Raw genomic sequence first — 13,099 nt, 5'->3', positions numbered from 1 at the left:
GCCCGCCCCCTCACCCGTTCTGGGCTTCGGGGGCGAGCTGCTCGACGAACTCGTTGAAGTCCGACGCCTCGCGGAAGTCCTTGTAGACCGAGGCGTAGCGGATGTAGGCGACCTGATCGAGCGTCTGGAGCGCCACCATGATCATCTCGCCGATCTGCTTCGACGGGATCTCGCTCTCGCCGGAGGATTCGAGCTGGCGCACCAGACTGTTCACCACCCGGTCGATGCGGTCGGCGTCGATCGGGCGCTTGCGCAGGGCGATGCGCATGGAGCGCAGGAGCTTTTCGCGGTCGAAAGGCTCCCGCTGGCCGGTGCTCTTCACCACCGTCAGCTCACGGAGCTGAACGCGCTCGAAGGTGGTGAAGCGCGCGCTGCAACTGGGGCAGAACCGCCGTCTGCGGATCGCCGAGTTGTCCTCGGTCGGTCGCGAGTCCTTGACCTGGGTGTCCTCGTGTCCGCAGAACGGGCAGCGCATGTCCGGCCTTTCCCCTTAGTCGGTCTTGATGATTACAGGGTCGGGTAGATGGGGAAGCGGCGGCACAGCTCGCGCACCTCTTCCCGCACCTTCGCCTCGACCGCCGCGTTGTCGCCGGAGTTGCTGGCGGCCAGCCCGTCCAGCGTCTCGACGATCAGACGGCCGACCTGCTCGAACTCGGCCACGCCGAAGCCGCGGGTGGTGGCCGCCGGGCTGCCCAGGCGGACGCCGGAGGTGATCATCGGCTTCTGCGGGTCGAACGGGACGCCGTTCTTGTTGCAGGTCATGCCGGCGTGCTCAAGGCTCGCCTCGGCGGCCTTGCCGGTCAGGTTCTTCGGACGCAGGTCGACCAGCACGATGTGGCTGTCGGTGCCGCCGGACACGATGTCCAGCCCGCCCTCGATCAGCACCTTCGACAGGGCGCGGGCGTTGTCGAGGACGCTCTTGGCGTAGGTCTTGAACTCCGGACGCAGCGCCTCGGCGAAGGCCACCGCCTTGGCGGCGATGACGTGCATCAGCGGGCCGCCCTGCAGGCCGGGGAAGATCGCCGAGTTGATCTTCTTGGCGATCTCCTCGTTGTTGGTCAGCACCATGCCGCCGCGCGGGCCGCGCAGCGTCTTGTGGGTGGTGGTGGTGACCACGTCGGCGTAGGGGAACGGGCTCGGGTAGACGCCGCCGGCGATCAGGCCGGCGTAGTGGGCGATGTCCACCATGAAGTAGGCGCCGACCTCGTCCGCGACGGCGCGGAAGCGCTGGTAGTCGAGGACGCGCGGGTAGGCGGAGCCGCCGGCGATGATGAGCTTCGGCTTGTGCTCGCGGGCCAGGCGCTCGACCTCGTCGAAGTCGATCAGGTGGTCGTCACGGCGCACGCCGTACTGCACGGCCTTGAACCACTTGCCCGACAGGTTCGGGGCGGCGCCGTGGGTCAGGTGGCCGCCGGCCGCCAGCGACATGCCGAGGATGGTGTCGCCCGGCTGGAGCAGGGCGAGGTTGACCGCCTGGTTGGCCTGCGAACCCGAGTTCGGCTGGACGTTGGCGAAGCCGCAGCCGAACAGCTTGCAGGCGCGCTCGATCGCCAGCGTCTCGGCCACGTCCACATACTCGCAACCGCCGTAGTAGCGCCGGCCCGGATAGCCTTCGGCGTACTTGTTGGTCATGACCGAGCCCTGGGCCTCCAGCACCGCCTGGGAGACGATGTTCTCGGACGCGATCAGCTCGATCTGCTCCTGCTGGCGGACCAGCTCGTCGCGCACCGCGCGGGCCAGTTCGGGATCGGTCTCGGCGAGCGAGGCAGCGAAGAAGCGGCCGATCTCGGCGCGGGGGTCGGCGTTGGTCACGGTCATGGCAGGGCAGGTCCTTGGTTCAGAAAGCAGTCACGGGCCGGGTGAAGGGCCGTCTCATCCCATCTTGGCGATTCGCCGGCTGTGCCGTTCACCGCCTTCGAAATCGGTCTTCAGAAAGGCGTCCACGCAATCCTTCGCGATCTCCGCGCCGATGATGCGGGCGCCCAGAGCCACCACGTTCGCGTCGTTGTGCTGGCGCGCGAGGCGGGCGGTCGTCACGTCATGCACCAGGGCCGCACGGATGCCCGGGTGGCGGTTCGCCGCGATGCTGATACCGATGCCGCTGCCGCAGATCAAGACGCCGCGCGCCGCGCGCTTGTCGTTGATGGCGCCGGCCAGCGCCGTGGCGAAATCCGGGTAATCCACCGATTCCGGACCGTTGCAGCCGAGGTCCAGCACCTCGTAGCCGGCGCCGGCCAGCCAGGAGGCGATCTCGGCCTTCATCTCGTACCCCGCGTGATCGGACGCGATCGCGATGGTGGTCATGAAAGAAAAACTCCGTGCACGAAATACGAATGGCGCCGGCCCGGCGGGGACGGCGGCATGGCGCGCAAGCTACCAGATATCGCCCCGGACTGCCAGAAGGACACAACGCACAGGGGCTTTGCACCGGGCACAGAACCGCAAAGGAGGGAGGCCGGGCATGGGCGTGGATCACGGGCCCCATGATCCATGATGCATGCCGAGAACAAATGTTTCTCTATTTCCCGCCCCCGTTGACGTTAACGGCCAGTAAGCAGAGCCGCCGATTCGGTCTCGCACCACGAATCGGTCAGTTGCGGTACCCGATTCCCATGGTCTTGCCTAGCTTCCCCGCACTAGACGATGCCTAAACGTGGGGCAGTGCAGCCGCAGCCCGGCCATTTCCTGGGACATCTGATTTGCCACGCCTTGTAACTTCATGCAGATCGCAAATAACTTAATTCGCTCCTCTCGAAATTATATTGACACCCAAATCACGCTGTGCAACTTGGTTGCTAGGGACAAAATGAAAAATCAGGACTAATGGCAATGAGTGACCAGCTTCGCGCCGATGTGCCCGATAACGAGCTTCTGCGGATGACCGCGGACATCGTCTCCGCATATGTCAGCAAGAACGTTCTGCCGGCGCAGCAGATTCCCGAGGTGATCAACACGGTCTACTCGTCGCTGACCGGGCTGAACACGCAGCCCCGAGAAATTCCGTCGGAGCCGCTGAAGCCCGCCGTGCCGATCCGCAAGTCGGTGACGCCCGAATACATCGTGTGTCTGGAGGACGGCAAAAAGCTGAAGATGCTGAAGCGTCATTTGCGCTCCACCTACAACATGTCGCCGGACGAATACCGGGCGCGCTGGAGCCTGCCGCCCGACTATCCGATGGTCGCGCCGAACTACGCGGCGCAGCGCTCCGAGTTCGCGAAGCGGATCGGCCTCGGCCGCAGCTCCGGCCGCCAGACCCGCCGCAAGGCCGGCTGAGCGCCAGCACCGTCCTGAACGAACAGGGCCGGCCTCCCCGATGGGAAGCCGGCCCTGAGTCGTTATGCCGTCATGTCTTTCCTGGCCCTGAACCGTCTGGGCCCTGTATCCCGGACCATGGCGCCGACGGACTTCAGCGAACCCGCCAGCGCCTCCCATCACCCGCAGTTGCGGCCAGACAGGCGGCAGTTGAAGCGTTCGACATTGCGGGTCAGTTCCTGCCCTGTGCTGGTGTTTTCCTCGTTCAGGCAGCGCAGATAGTCCATGGTCTTGTCCACGTACTCCTTCACCTCGAACTGGCAGGTGGCCATCTTGTCCGCGCTGACGAAGGTGGTGGTGTCGCTCATGCAGAGCGGAACGCCGGGCTTCGTGCAGATGATGGTGGTTTCCGACCGCGCCGCCGGGCTTTGCAGCGCCACGGCCAGCACCAGCAGCGTGGCCGCCGGCTTCAGGGTCTCTCTCAACAGCACGGGCATTCTCCGCAAGACCGTCACGCAACGCATTGCGATCGTCTCCCTCCGCATTCGGTCAGGATCGACGCGCTTGGAGCGCACTGCCCAGGAAGCGCATCGGTCCGTTCGTTCGTGGAACGGTTTCTACAGGCGTTACATCCGATGCACCAGTGCCCACGGCGCGGCATAGGTCTAGAGTCGGAGTTGAGCAGTTCACCCCCGGACTGGTTCCGCAGGTCCGGCACCGGGATGTCAGTGCTCACCATCAGCAGAAGCCAAGACTAGCCGCGCCCCCCGCACCGCCGGGAGGGCGCGCTTCTTGGCGCCTGTACTCACAAAACCCGGTCAGCGGCAAAACCCGGTCAGCGGCAAAACCCGGTCAGCGTTTGACGGCGTCGCGCTTCATGACGAACTGGAGCTTGCTGATCGCGGTCCGCTTCAGCAGTTCCAGACTGCCGGTGGCCGGGCCGACGACCGACACTTCCGTCGCGGTGACGGGGTCGATGGCCATGACCTTCAAATAGCTGCCGACCCGCTGGAATTCGAACAGCACCTCGCCAACAGCGCCTCTTGTGCCGTTTCCCGCGCCGTTTCCAGCCGTCTGGCCTTTTCCAGGCGCCCGATTGCCCACCATCGCTTCTTCTCCATCGCCGGCCTTCGCCGGTCCCGTTACCACCTTAGCACAGCGCAACCGCTCCGGAACCCCGTCTGCCACGTCCTGTTGTTGGCGGACGACGCACTCAGCAAGGGAGTACCGGCACCATGGCTGCCAAGACCATGCAGGATCTGCTGATCGAAGAGCTTCGCGACATCTACCACGCCGAAAAGCAGCTCACCAAGGCCCTGCCGAAACTGGCCAAGGCGGCGCACTCCGAACAGCTCCGCGCGGCCTTCGAATCCCACCTGGAGGAAACCCGCGGCCAGATCGAGCGTCTGGAGCAGGTCTTCGACGAGTTGGACACCCGCACCCGCGGCAAGCATTGCGACGCGATGGAGGGGCTGATCAGCGAGGCCCGCGAGATCATGGAGATGGGTCTCGCCCCGGAGGTTCAGGACGCCGCCCTGATCGCCGCCGCCCAGAAGGTGGAGCATTATGAGATCGCAAGCTACGGCACCGTCCACGCCTACGCCACCGCCTGCGGGCTCACCAAAGTGGCGGAGCTGTTGGAGCAGACTCTGAACGAAGAGAAGGAAACCGACAAGAAGCTGAACATGCTGGCAATCAACGACGTGAACAAAAAGGCGATCCAGGCCAGCGGGCAAAAGGCGGCCTGACAACGGCGCGCCGTGCCATAAGCCGAATCTCTTGTTACAGCGGGCACCATTGAAGGCGGGCGGACGAGCCCCTACTATCGGGCTCACCCAATCGATTTCTCCGGTGCCCCCATGCGCAGGGTCGCGTCCATTATCGGCTCCCTTCTCATCGCCGCCACCATCGCCGGTTTGTCCACGGTGGTTCAGGCGGCGGAGGGGCCGGCGGCCCTGCCGCCTTCCGTCCGCATCAAGCCGGTGATGGTCCCCATCGTCACCCGCGGGCAGGTGGAGCGCTACACCCAGATCGAGGTGATGCTGGAGGTGGCGAACGCCACCCGGCTGGGTGAAGTCCAGGTCGCCATCCCGCGGCTGCACGACGCCGCGCTGCGCGCCGTCTATCTGGGCATTGAGGAGGGATGGATCGTCCGAGGCAACATCGCCAACATGCCCGCTCTGCGCCGCAAGATCGACGAGGAGAGCGTCAAGCTGTTCGGCAAGGACGTCGTCAGCCGCATCCTCATCACCCCCTTGTCCCGGCAATCCTCCTTTCCCTGACCCCCTACCCTCCTTCCGGTGGTTGCCTCCTCGGGCGGTTCGCGGCAGCATGGCCGCCTGACCGGTGAGGAAACGCGAGAATGGCCGTGGTGTATGTGGCGCGCAGTGCCGCGCTGACGAAGTGGGCGTCCGACGTTGGGCAGGGAAAGCAAATCTTCAAGCTGGGCGTGGCCGCCGACAAGGACGAGGCCAAGACCGCGATCGACGCCGGCTGGGCGGGCGAAGGCGATTGGCGCCTGATCCACAGCCAGGACGTGGCGGATCTCGACGAGGAGACGCTGATCGAGCGGCTGATGCGCAAGGAGAAGGTCATCGATCCGACCTACTACCCGAAGCTGAAGGGTGCTGCCGGCGTCTTCCGCATCACCTTGACCAACGTGCAGAACAGCCTTCTGGTCGCCAAGGCGATGTCCGCCGACGAGCCGCTGACCGACATCAAGGTGAAGCCGAAGGACATCGGTGAATACATGATCCGCAACGCCCTGCCCTCCCCGTCATGAGCAGCAACGTCCCGCCACTTTACACCATTGGTTACGAAGGGGCTTCCTTCGACTCCGTTCTGCGTGCATTGAAGGCGCGGAGCGTCGGGGTCCTCCTCGACGTGCGTGAGTTGCCCTTGTCCCGCCGCGCCGGCTTTTCCAAGAGGCCGCTGTCCGCCGGGCTGGAGGAGGCCGGAATCGGCTACGTCCACCTGAAGGGGCTGGGCACGCCCAAGGAGGGGCGCGTCGCCGCACACCAGGGCGACCTGGACCGTTTCTGGTCGATCGTGGATGCGAAGATGCAGACCCCGGAAGCGGAGCATGACCTGAACCGCGCCGCCGCGCTGGCGCGGGAACGCCCGGCCTGCCTGCTCTGCTTCGAGGCGTCGCCGCACCTCTGCCACCGGCTCCGCGTCGGTGAATTGCTTCACAGCCGTTTCGGCTTCACGGTGGAGCATCTGACTCCCGCCGAACCCTCCTTTTAAGGCCCGACATGCACTCCCGCTGGTACCGCTTCGCCGATTTGTCCGCCTGCACCTTCCACGACATGCTCCACCTCCGCCAGAGCGTTCTGGTGGTGGAACAGGCCTCGCCCTTTCCCGACCTCGACGGACGCGACCCGGTGGCGCAGCATCTGGCGCTGTACGAGGGCGACGCACCGACACCCGTCGGCTACGCCCGCATTTTCGGTCCGGATGCCGACACCGGCACGACCTCGTTCGGGCGGTTGGCGGTCGCTCCGGCGTGGCGCGGCAAGGCGTTGGGCCGTCGGCTGGTCGCGGAATGCCTGGAACGGCTGGCCCAGGAATGGCCAGAGCACGACGTGCAGATCAGCGCGCAGCTTTACTTGGAGAGCTTTTACGGCGGCTTCGGCTTCCGGCGCGTCAGCGAGATTTACGACGACGTCGGCATCGACCACATCGACATGCGGTTGAGCCGATAGGAATGAAAATCCTGTCTATTTCCTGGCCTCGGCCAGGATATCGCCGGCTTCCTTGCGGATGACGTTCAGGTTCTTCAGCAGGATCGCCAGCGCCTGATCGTAGTTGAAGGCCTCCTCCGACTCGTCCGGGATGTCGGTGTCGTCGGCGGCGACAGAGACCTTGGCCTTCTTCTTCACGGTCGCGAAATACTCGCTGCCGGTGTTCTCGAATCCCTTGATCGCCTTCTGCAGGGCATCGACGTCGTTGGCCCGCGTGGCGGCGTCCAGCGCCTTCGTCGCTTTCTCCAGCCCGCTCGACGCCCGGAAGGCGAGCAGGAAACCCTCGGCGGGCTTCTTCTTGCCGGTCAGCGCCTCGAACATCTTCTTGGCGGAGGTCCAGTCGGCGAAGAAGGTGGTGGCGGGCATCTCCTTGGCGCTGCCCGCCTTCTCCAGCTTCTTCAGGACGGACTGGCTTTCCAGCTGGGCCATCTGCTCGACGTTCATGGCGCCGCCCAGCATGTCGGCCGCCACCTCGACCGCGCCCTCGTTCTTCGCCTTCTGCGCCTTGACGATCACCGCGCTGAGCTTCGCCCGGAAGATCTTGGTCGCCTGGAGCAGATCGGCCAGCGCCGCGCGCAACGCCTTGGCGTCCCCGGCCTTGTAGGCCTTGTCCCAGGCCGCGGCAGCCTTCTCCACATCGCCCGACTTCTTCACCACCGCCAGGGCGTCGCCCGAGTTCGGGATCTTCTTGGCCTCGGCCTCGCACTTCGCCTTGTGCTTCTTGAATTCGGGAGCGGCGGCGAACGGCATGGTCAGGTCTCCGGCTTGATGTCTTCCACCCCGCTCGACCGCAGCGAACGGTTGCAGAAGACTAAGCGCCATCCCGCCGGCGTCAACGCGGACCCGGTTCAAAATGGAAGAAGCGGCTCCGCCCAGCTTAGAGCTCCTATCAAAACCCGTGGAAAGTGGGCTGAAGCCGTTGATTTACCTCAGCCCTACCCGGTTTTGATCCGCACTCTTAGCCGACGACCATCGCCTGGAGCGTTTCCAGCCGGTCGGCCTCCGCCGCCGGCTTGTCCCAGCGGATGCGGTGGACGCGCGGAAAGCGCATCGCCAGACCGCTCTTGTGGCGGTTCGACGGGTGCACACTGTCGAAGGCGACCTCCAGCACCAGCCCCGGCTCGACCTCGCGCACCGGGCCGTAGCGGCGGGTGGTGCGGTTGCGCACCCAGCGGTCGAGTTCCACCAGCTCCGCGTCGGTGAAGCCGAAATAGGCCTTGCCCACCGGCACCAGCTCCTCGCCGCGCCAGACGCCGAAGGTGAAGTCCGAGTAATAGCTGGACCGCTTGCCGTGCCCGCGCTGGGCGTACATCAGCACGGTGTCGAGGGTCAGCGCCCCGCGTTTCCATTTGAACCAGGGCCCCTTGGGACGCCCAGCGACGTAGACGCTGTCCTTGCGCTTCAGCATCAGCCCTTCGATGCTGTTCTCCCGGCTGCCCTCGCGCAGGCCCTTCAGCGCCTCCCAGCCCTCGAACGGCACCAGCGGCGACAGGTCCATCCGCCGGGGCCGCACCGCGTCGTGCCAGCGCTCCAGCCGGGCGCGCCGCTCGGTGAAGGGCAGGCTCCGCAGATCCTCCTCGCCGTCGAACAGGATGTCGTAGAGCCGCACCCAGGCGGGAAACTCCTTGAGCATCGCCGCGGTGACCGTCTTGCGGTTCAGCCGCTGCTGAAGGTCGTTGAACGGCGCGATCTCGCCCTCGTCGCGGGCGACCAGCAATTCGCCGTCCAGCACGGCGTCGAAGGTCATGTGGTCGGCGATGTCGGGAAAGGCGCCGGACACGTCGTCGCCGGTGCGGCTGTAGATGCGCCGCTCGCCGCCGCGGGCCGCCAGCTGCACGCGGATGCCGTCCCATTTCCACTCCGCGGCGTAGTCGGCCGGATCGAGACCGCCCATATCCTCCTCCTCCAGCGGATGGGAGAGCATCAGCGGGCGGAAGCCGGCCCCCTTCCCCGCCGCCGGCCGGTCGGACCTCCCCTCCAGCCAGGCGAACAGGTCCGCGTAGGGCGGGGTCAGCCCGTGCCAGCACTCCTCGATATCGCCGAGATCGACCTTGCCCCACTCCGCCAGCGCCGTCTTGGCCAGCCGCGCCGACACGCCCACCCGCAGGCTGCCAGTGATGAGCTTGAGCAGCGCGAAGCGGCCCGAGGAATCCAGCGTGTCGAGCCAGCCTTCCACCAGACCCATCACCTGCCCGCGCTTGGCCGCGCGCAGAGTCTCCACCACCTCCGTCATGGACGGCGGCAGGCTGTTCGCCCGCTCCGGACGCTCCGGCCAGATCAGCGCCACCGTCTCGGCAAGGTCGCCCACATAATCATAGGACAGGGCAAAAAGCTCGGGATCGACGCGGGTGGCGACCAGTTGCCGGATCGCCGCCGGCTTGGCCTCGTGGAAGACCAGCGATTCCGTCAGGGCCGCCAGAGCCCAGCCACGGTCGGGGTCGGGCGTGGTGGCGAAGAAGTCGGCCAGCAGGCGGATCTTCCCGTTGCGCGCCGGCATGAAGACCAGCCCGTCGATCAGCGCGGAGAAGTTCCTCACGCACCCTCCTCCTCAAAGCCGACCAGGGCCAGGGCGCGGGCGCGGATGCCGCGCTGGGTCGCGTGGTGGACCAGCGCCTCCTCCCGGCCATGGGTCACCCAGACCTCGGGCGCGGCGACCTCGTCGAGCGTCTGGACCAGTTCGTCCCAATCGGCGTGGTCGGAAATGACCAGCGGCAGTTCCACGCCGCGCTGGCGCGCCCGCTGACGCACCCGCATCCAGCCGGAGGCCATCGCCACCACCGGGTCGGTCAGCCGCCGCGCCCAGCGGTCGGCCACCGCGCCCGGCGGGGCCAGCACCAGGGCGCCCTTCAGCTCCTCCTTGGCCGCCACGGTGGCCGGGCGAAGCTCGCCCAGGGGCACGCCGAAGCCCTCGTAGAGCTTGCAGATCGGCTCCAGGGCGCCGTGCAGATAGATCGGCCGGTCGTAGCCGGCGGCGCGCAGCAGGGAGATCACCCGCTGGCATTTGCCCAGCGCGTAGGCCCCGACGACATGGCTGCGCTCGGGAAAGATCGACAGCGAGTGCAACAGCTTGTCGATCTCCCCCAAATCCGGCGGGTGGCGGAAGACCGGCAGGCCGAAGGTCGCTTCGGTGATGAAGACGTCGCAGGGCACCGGCTCGAAGGGCGCGCAGGTTCGGTCGAAGCGCCGCTTGTAGTCGCCGGACACCACCACCCGCGTGCCCGCATGCTCCAGCACCACCTGCGCGCTGCCCAGCACATGGCCGGCGGGGACCAGACGCACCGTCACGTCGCCGATGCGGATCGCCTCGCCATAGTCGAGCGTCTGCGTCGCCGCCCCCGCCCCCTCGCCCAGCCGTTGCCGCATGATGGCGAGCGTCCCGGCGGTGGCGAGCACATGGGCGTGGCCGGGCCGGGCATGGTCGGAATGGCCGTGGGTGACGACCGCGCGCTCCACCGGGCGCAGCGGGTCCACGTAGAAGCCGCCGGGCTCGACATAGAGCCCCTCGGGGCAGACCTTCATCCAGCGTTCGGCGGGGGGGCGGGAGGGGCTTTGTGCAGGCATGTGCTGCAATATAGGCCGTCCTCGCGAAAGGACAAAATTCCGATTCCTAAGGTTGCGCCGGCGCAAACCACAGCGCAGGATGCGGGAGAACGAGGGAGATTCCGACCATGCACCACCGCCTGTCCCCAACGCCCGAGGTCGCCGCCGCCCTGGCCGAGGGCCGACCCGTGGTGGCGCTGGAATCCACCGTCATCTCCCACGGCATGCCCTACCCGAAGAACCTGGAAACGGCGACGGCGCTGGAGGACGCGGTGAGGGCCGAGGGGGCGGTTCCCGCGACCATCGCCGTTCTCGATGGGCGCATCCGCGTCGGGCTGGACGGTGAGTCTCTGGAGCGGCTCGCCAAGGGCGGCACCAGCGTCATGAAGCTGAGCCGTCGCGACCTGCCCGTCGCGCTGGCGACCGGGGCGCTGGGGGCTACCACCGTGGCCGCCACCATGATCGCCGCAAGGCTGGCCGGGATCGCCGTCTTCGCCACGGGGGGCCTGGGCGGGGTGCACCGCGGCGCCGAAACCAGTTTCGACGTGTCGGCGGACCTCGACGAGTTGGCCCGCACCAGAGTCTGCGTCGTCTGTGCGGGCGCGAAGTCGATTCTTGACCTGCCGAAGACGCTGGAGGTGCTGGAGACCCGCGGCGTCCCCGTCCTGGGTCTGGGCACCGACGCGTTTCCGGCCTTCTACAGCCGCAACTCTGGTCTGCCCGTCTCTCATCGCTGTGACAACGTGCATGAGGTCGCGGCGATCCTGAGGGCCAAATGGGAGCTTGGGCTGGAGGGTGGCGTGGTCCTCGCCAACCCCATCCCGGAGGCCGACGCGCTGGATGGCGAGGTCATGGAGCGGGCCATCGCGCAGGCGCTAAAGGATGCGGAACATCATGGAATCACTGGAAAATCCGTGACGCCTTTTCTCCTTGCGGCGCTGGAGCGGATCACCGGCGGGCGCAGCCTGACCGCGAACATGGCGCTGATCCGAAACAACGCCGTGACTGCGGCGCAGCTGGCAGCGGCTTACGCGGCGCTGGCCTCCTGACCGGTCATAGGCCGTTACGCATAAGAGGTAAGCCATCCGTGACGTCCGGATTTAAGTCCCCGTTAACCGACGCCGGGTGAATCTGCGCTCGTTCTTCAGCGGAGGTCTCTATGCGTGCGCCCAGCCCGTCGAACCTGGTTTCCCGGATGATCGCCATGGCCGCCCAGCCCGACGAGGGCATCGGCGACACCGACAACCGCCCGGCTGCGCGGGTCAAGAAGATCGTCTGGGCCTCCCAGGCGGCGAAATTGCGGGGTTCCCTCTCCTCCCGCCTCGTCCACGAAATCGAGTGCGCGGTGTCCGCCGACCTCGACAGCATGGAACTGCCGGAAGTGTTCTTCACCTCCGTCGAGTTCGCCGGCCGCGTCATCACCTGCGACCTCGACGCTTCGGGCACCGCCTCGATCTTCGGCCTGATCGATATCAGCGATTACGACGAGCTGGTGGAAGAGGCCGGCGACGACGCGCTGTTTGGCGTCGATTGGGACGGCGTCTACGTGACCCCGGCACGCACCCGCCACTGAGGCTTTCCACGCGACCCAAGGAAAAAGCCGCGGGACCCGGACGCACGCCGGGTCCCGCGGCTTTTTGCGTTGGCGTCCTCAGCCCAGCGCGCGGGCGAGGATGACGTCGAGAGCCTTCAGCATCTCCGGGTCCCGCTTGTCCGGCGCGGTCATGATCGCGTGATCGAGCGCGGTGTGGCAGCCCTGGGCGCACAGCCCGTCACGCGCCTGGACCTTTGGCGCGAGCGTCTTGACCAGCGACCGGGCCTTGCCGGCGTTGGCGACCACCACGCGGATGACGGCGTCCACGGTGACGTGGTCGTGCTCCGGATGCCAGCAGTCGAAATCGGTGACCATGGCGACGGTCGCGTAGCACATCTCCGCCTCGCGGGCGAGCTTGGCCTCCGGCATGTTGGTCATGCCGATCACGTCACAGCCCCAGCTCCGATACAGCTCGGATTCGGCCTTGGTCGAGAATTGGGGGCCTTCCATGACCATGTAGGTGCCGCGGCGCTGGTGCGGCACCTTCAGCTCCACCAGCGCCTCCTCGATCAGGTCGCCCAGCCGCCCGCAGACCGGATGGCCCAGCGCCACATGCGCCACCAGACCGGTGCCGAAGAAGCTCTTGCTGCGGGCGAAGGTGCGGTCGATGAACTGGTCGATCACCACGAAGGTGCCCGGCGGAAGATGCTCCTTCAGCGAGCCGACGGCGGAGACCGACAGGATCTCGGTCACGCCCAGCGCCTTCAGCGCGTAGATGTTGGCGCGGAAGTTCAGCTCGGACGGCGCGATGCGGTGACCGCGGCCGTGGCGCGGCAGGAAGACCAGCTTCTGGCCGTTCAGCTCGCCCGTCAGCAGCTCGTCCGACGGGTCTCCGAAAGGCGTTTCCACCTTCACCCAGCGTTGATTCTCCAAGCCATCGATGTCGTAGACGCCGCTGCCGCCGATCACGCCGAGCACCGGCGCGGACCCGGTTTCCGCCATAGTCACATGCCTCCGTCAATGGGAGGGC

17 protein-coding genes are annotated in these 13,099 nt (G+C 66.6%); 8 read left to right on the top strand and 9 right to left on the bottom strand.

Going from position 1 to position 13,099, the window contains the following annotated elements:
- Positions 1 to 10: 10 nt before the first annotated feature.
- From nrdR to rpiB, 3 genes are read right to left on the bottom strand one after another with little or no spacing between them, the layout of a single operon-like run.
- Positions 11 to 475: a transcriptional regulator NrdR gene (gene nrdR / locus ABAZ39_RS05780; RefSeq protein WP_014240731.1), complete on the bottom strand. Its 465-nt coding sequence runs from the start codon at positions 473 to 475 to the stop codon at positions 11 to 13.
- A gap of 32 nt (positions 476 to 507) precedes the next feature.
- Complete coding sequence (glyA, locus tag ABAZ39_RS05775) at positions 508 to 1,818, bottom strand: serine hydroxymethyltransferase (protein WP_051657827.1); 1,311 nt, start codon at positions 1,816 to 1,818, stop codon at positions 508 to 510.
- A gap of 54 nt (positions 1,819 to 1,872) precedes the next feature.
- Positions 1,873 to 2,304 carry a ribose 5-phosphate isomerase B gene (rpiB, locus tag ABAZ39_RS05770; RefSeq protein ID WP_038527617.1) on the bottom strand — a complete coding sequence of 144 codons (432 nt, stop codon included), beginning with the start codon at positions 2,302 to 2,304 and terminating at the stop codon, positions 1,873 to 1,875.
- Between the two features lie 525 nt (positions 2,305 to 2,829).
- Here rpiB and ABAZ39_RS05765 point away from each other — a divergent pair.
- On the top strand, positions 2,830 to 3,273 hold the full coding sequence (locus ABAZ39_RS05765; RefSeq protein ID WP_014240726.1) for a Ros/MucR family transcriptional regulator: 444 nt from the start codon (positions 2,830 to 2,832) through the stop codon (positions 3,271 to 3,273).
- A 158-nt stretch (positions 3,274 to 3,431) separates the two neighbouring features.
- Here the strand turns inward: ABAZ39_RS05765 and ABAZ39_RS05760 are convergent, their stop codons facing one another.
- Together ABAZ39_RS05760 and ABAZ39_RS32855 are read right to left on the bottom strand one after the other, a co-directional pair.
- Entirely contained in the window at positions 3,432 to 3,743 is a 312-nt protein-coding gene (locus ABAZ39_RS05760) for a hypothetical protein (protein ID WP_236778081.1), read from the bottom strand.
- Positions 3,744 to 4,104: 361 nt separating this feature from the next.
- The gene (locus ABAZ39_RS32855) at positions 4,105 to 4,278 is read right to left on the bottom strand and encodes a DUF6898 family protein (RefSeq protein WP_247874991.1); all 174 of its coding nucleotides are present in this window, start codon (positions 4,276 to 4,278) and stop codon (positions 4,105 to 4,107) included.
- Positions 4,279 to 4,487: 209 nt separating this feature from the next.
- Between ABAZ39_RS32855 and ABAZ39_RS05755 the strand changes: the two genes are divergently transcribed.
- From ABAZ39_RS05755 to ABAZ39_RS05735, 5 genes are all read left to right on the top strand, one after another.
- A complete protein-coding gene (locus ABAZ39_RS05755) occupies positions 4,488 to 5,000 on the top strand; it encodes a YciE/YciF ferroxidase family protein (protein ID WP_038527615.1) in 513 nt (170 codons plus the stop codon).
- A 111-nt stretch (positions 5,001 to 5,111) separates the two neighbouring features.
- Complete coding sequence (locus ABAZ39_RS05750; protein ID WP_038527613.1) at positions 5,112 to 5,534, top strand: hypothetical protein; 423 nt, start codon at positions 5,112 to 5,114, stop codon at positions 5,532 to 5,534.
- Between the two features lie 80 nt (positions 5,535 to 5,614).
- Positions 5,615 to 6,034 (top strand): hypothetical protein, encoded by a 420-nt coding sequence (locus ABAZ39_RS05745; RefSeq protein ID WP_038527612.1) that lies wholly within the window; start codon positions 5,615 to 5,617, stop codon positions 6,032 to 6,034.
- Positions 6,031 to 6,498: a DUF488 domain-containing protein gene (locus ABAZ39_RS05740; protein WP_038527610.1), complete on the top strand. Its 468-nt coding sequence runs from the start codon at positions 6,031 to 6,033 to the stop codon at positions 6,496 to 6,498. Before ABAZ39_RS05745 ends, ABAZ39_RS05740 begins: the two co-directional genes overlap by 4 nt.
- Positions 6,499 to 6,506: 8 nt before the next feature.
- Positions 6,507 to 6,956, top strand: a complete 450-nt coding sequence (locus ABAZ39_RS05735) for a GNAT family N-acetyltransferase (RefSeq protein ID WP_038527608.1) — start codon at positions 6,507 to 6,509, stop codon at positions 6,954 to 6,956.
- A 15-nt stretch (positions 6,957 to 6,971) separates the two neighbouring features.
- On the opposite strand, the gene ABAZ39_RS05730 is transcribed toward ABAZ39_RS05735, so the two are convergent.
- The 3 genes from ABAZ39_RS05730 to ABAZ39_RS05720 all read right to left on the bottom strand — a co-directional run bounded on the left by ABAZ39_RS05730 (position 6,972) and on the right by ABAZ39_RS05720 (position 10,514).
- Positions 6,972 to 7,745 (bottom strand): hypothetical protein, encoded by a 774-nt coding sequence (locus ABAZ39_RS05730; protein ID WP_038527606.1) that lies wholly within the window; start codon positions 7,743 to 7,745, stop codon positions 6,972 to 6,974.
- Positions 7,746 to 7,953: 208 nt separating this feature from the next.
- Positions 7,954 to 9,531, bottom strand: coding sequence for a cisplatin damage response ATP-dependent DNA ligase (locus ABAZ39_RS05725; protein WP_038527604.1), 1,578 nt, complete (start codon positions 9,529 to 9,531; stop codon positions 7,954 to 7,956).
- Entirely contained in the window at positions 9,528 to 10,514 is a 987-nt protein-coding gene (locus ABAZ39_RS05720) for a ligase-associated DNA damage response exonuclease (RefSeq protein ID WP_103038984.1), read from the bottom strand. The genes ABAZ39_RS05725 and ABAZ39_RS05720 overlap by 4 nt, the downstream gene beginning before the upstream one ends.
- A 149-nt stretch (positions 10,515 to 10,663) precedes the next feature.
- On the opposite strand from ABAZ39_RS05720, the gene ABAZ39_RS05715 reads away from it, so the two are divergent.
- Together ABAZ39_RS05715 and ABAZ39_RS05710 are read left to right on the top strand one after the other, a co-directional pair.
- Entirely contained in the window at positions 10,664 to 11,584 is a 921-nt protein-coding gene (locus ABAZ39_RS05715; RefSeq protein ID WP_038527600.1) for a pseudouridine-5'-phosphate glycosidase, read from the top strand.
- 110 nt (positions 11,585 to 11,694) lie between these two features.
- Positions 11,695 to 12,108 carry a hypothetical protein gene (locus tag ABAZ39_RS05710; RefSeq protein WP_038527598.1) on the top strand — a complete coding sequence of 138 codons (414 nt, stop codon included), beginning with the start codon at positions 11,695 to 11,697 and terminating at the stop codon, positions 12,106 to 12,108.
- 78 nt (positions 12,109 to 12,186) lie between these two features.
- On the opposite strand, the gene ABAZ39_RS05705 is transcribed toward ABAZ39_RS05710, so the two are convergent.
- Positions 12,187 to 13,071: an S-methyl-5'-thioadenosine phosphorylase gene (locus tag ABAZ39_RS05705; protein WP_038527596.1), complete on the bottom strand. Its 885-nt coding sequence runs from the start codon at positions 13,069 to 13,071 to the stop codon at positions 12,187 to 12,189.
- Between the last annotated feature and the right edge of the window lie 28 nt (positions 13,072 to 13,099).

Source organism: Azospirillum argentinense (assembly GCF_000632475.1).
Lineage (GTDB): Bacteria > Pseudomonadota > Alphaproteobacteria > Azospirillales > Azospirillaceae > Azospirillum > Azospirillum baldaniorum.
This window is presented reverse-complemented; position numbering and strand designations above follow the sequence as displayed.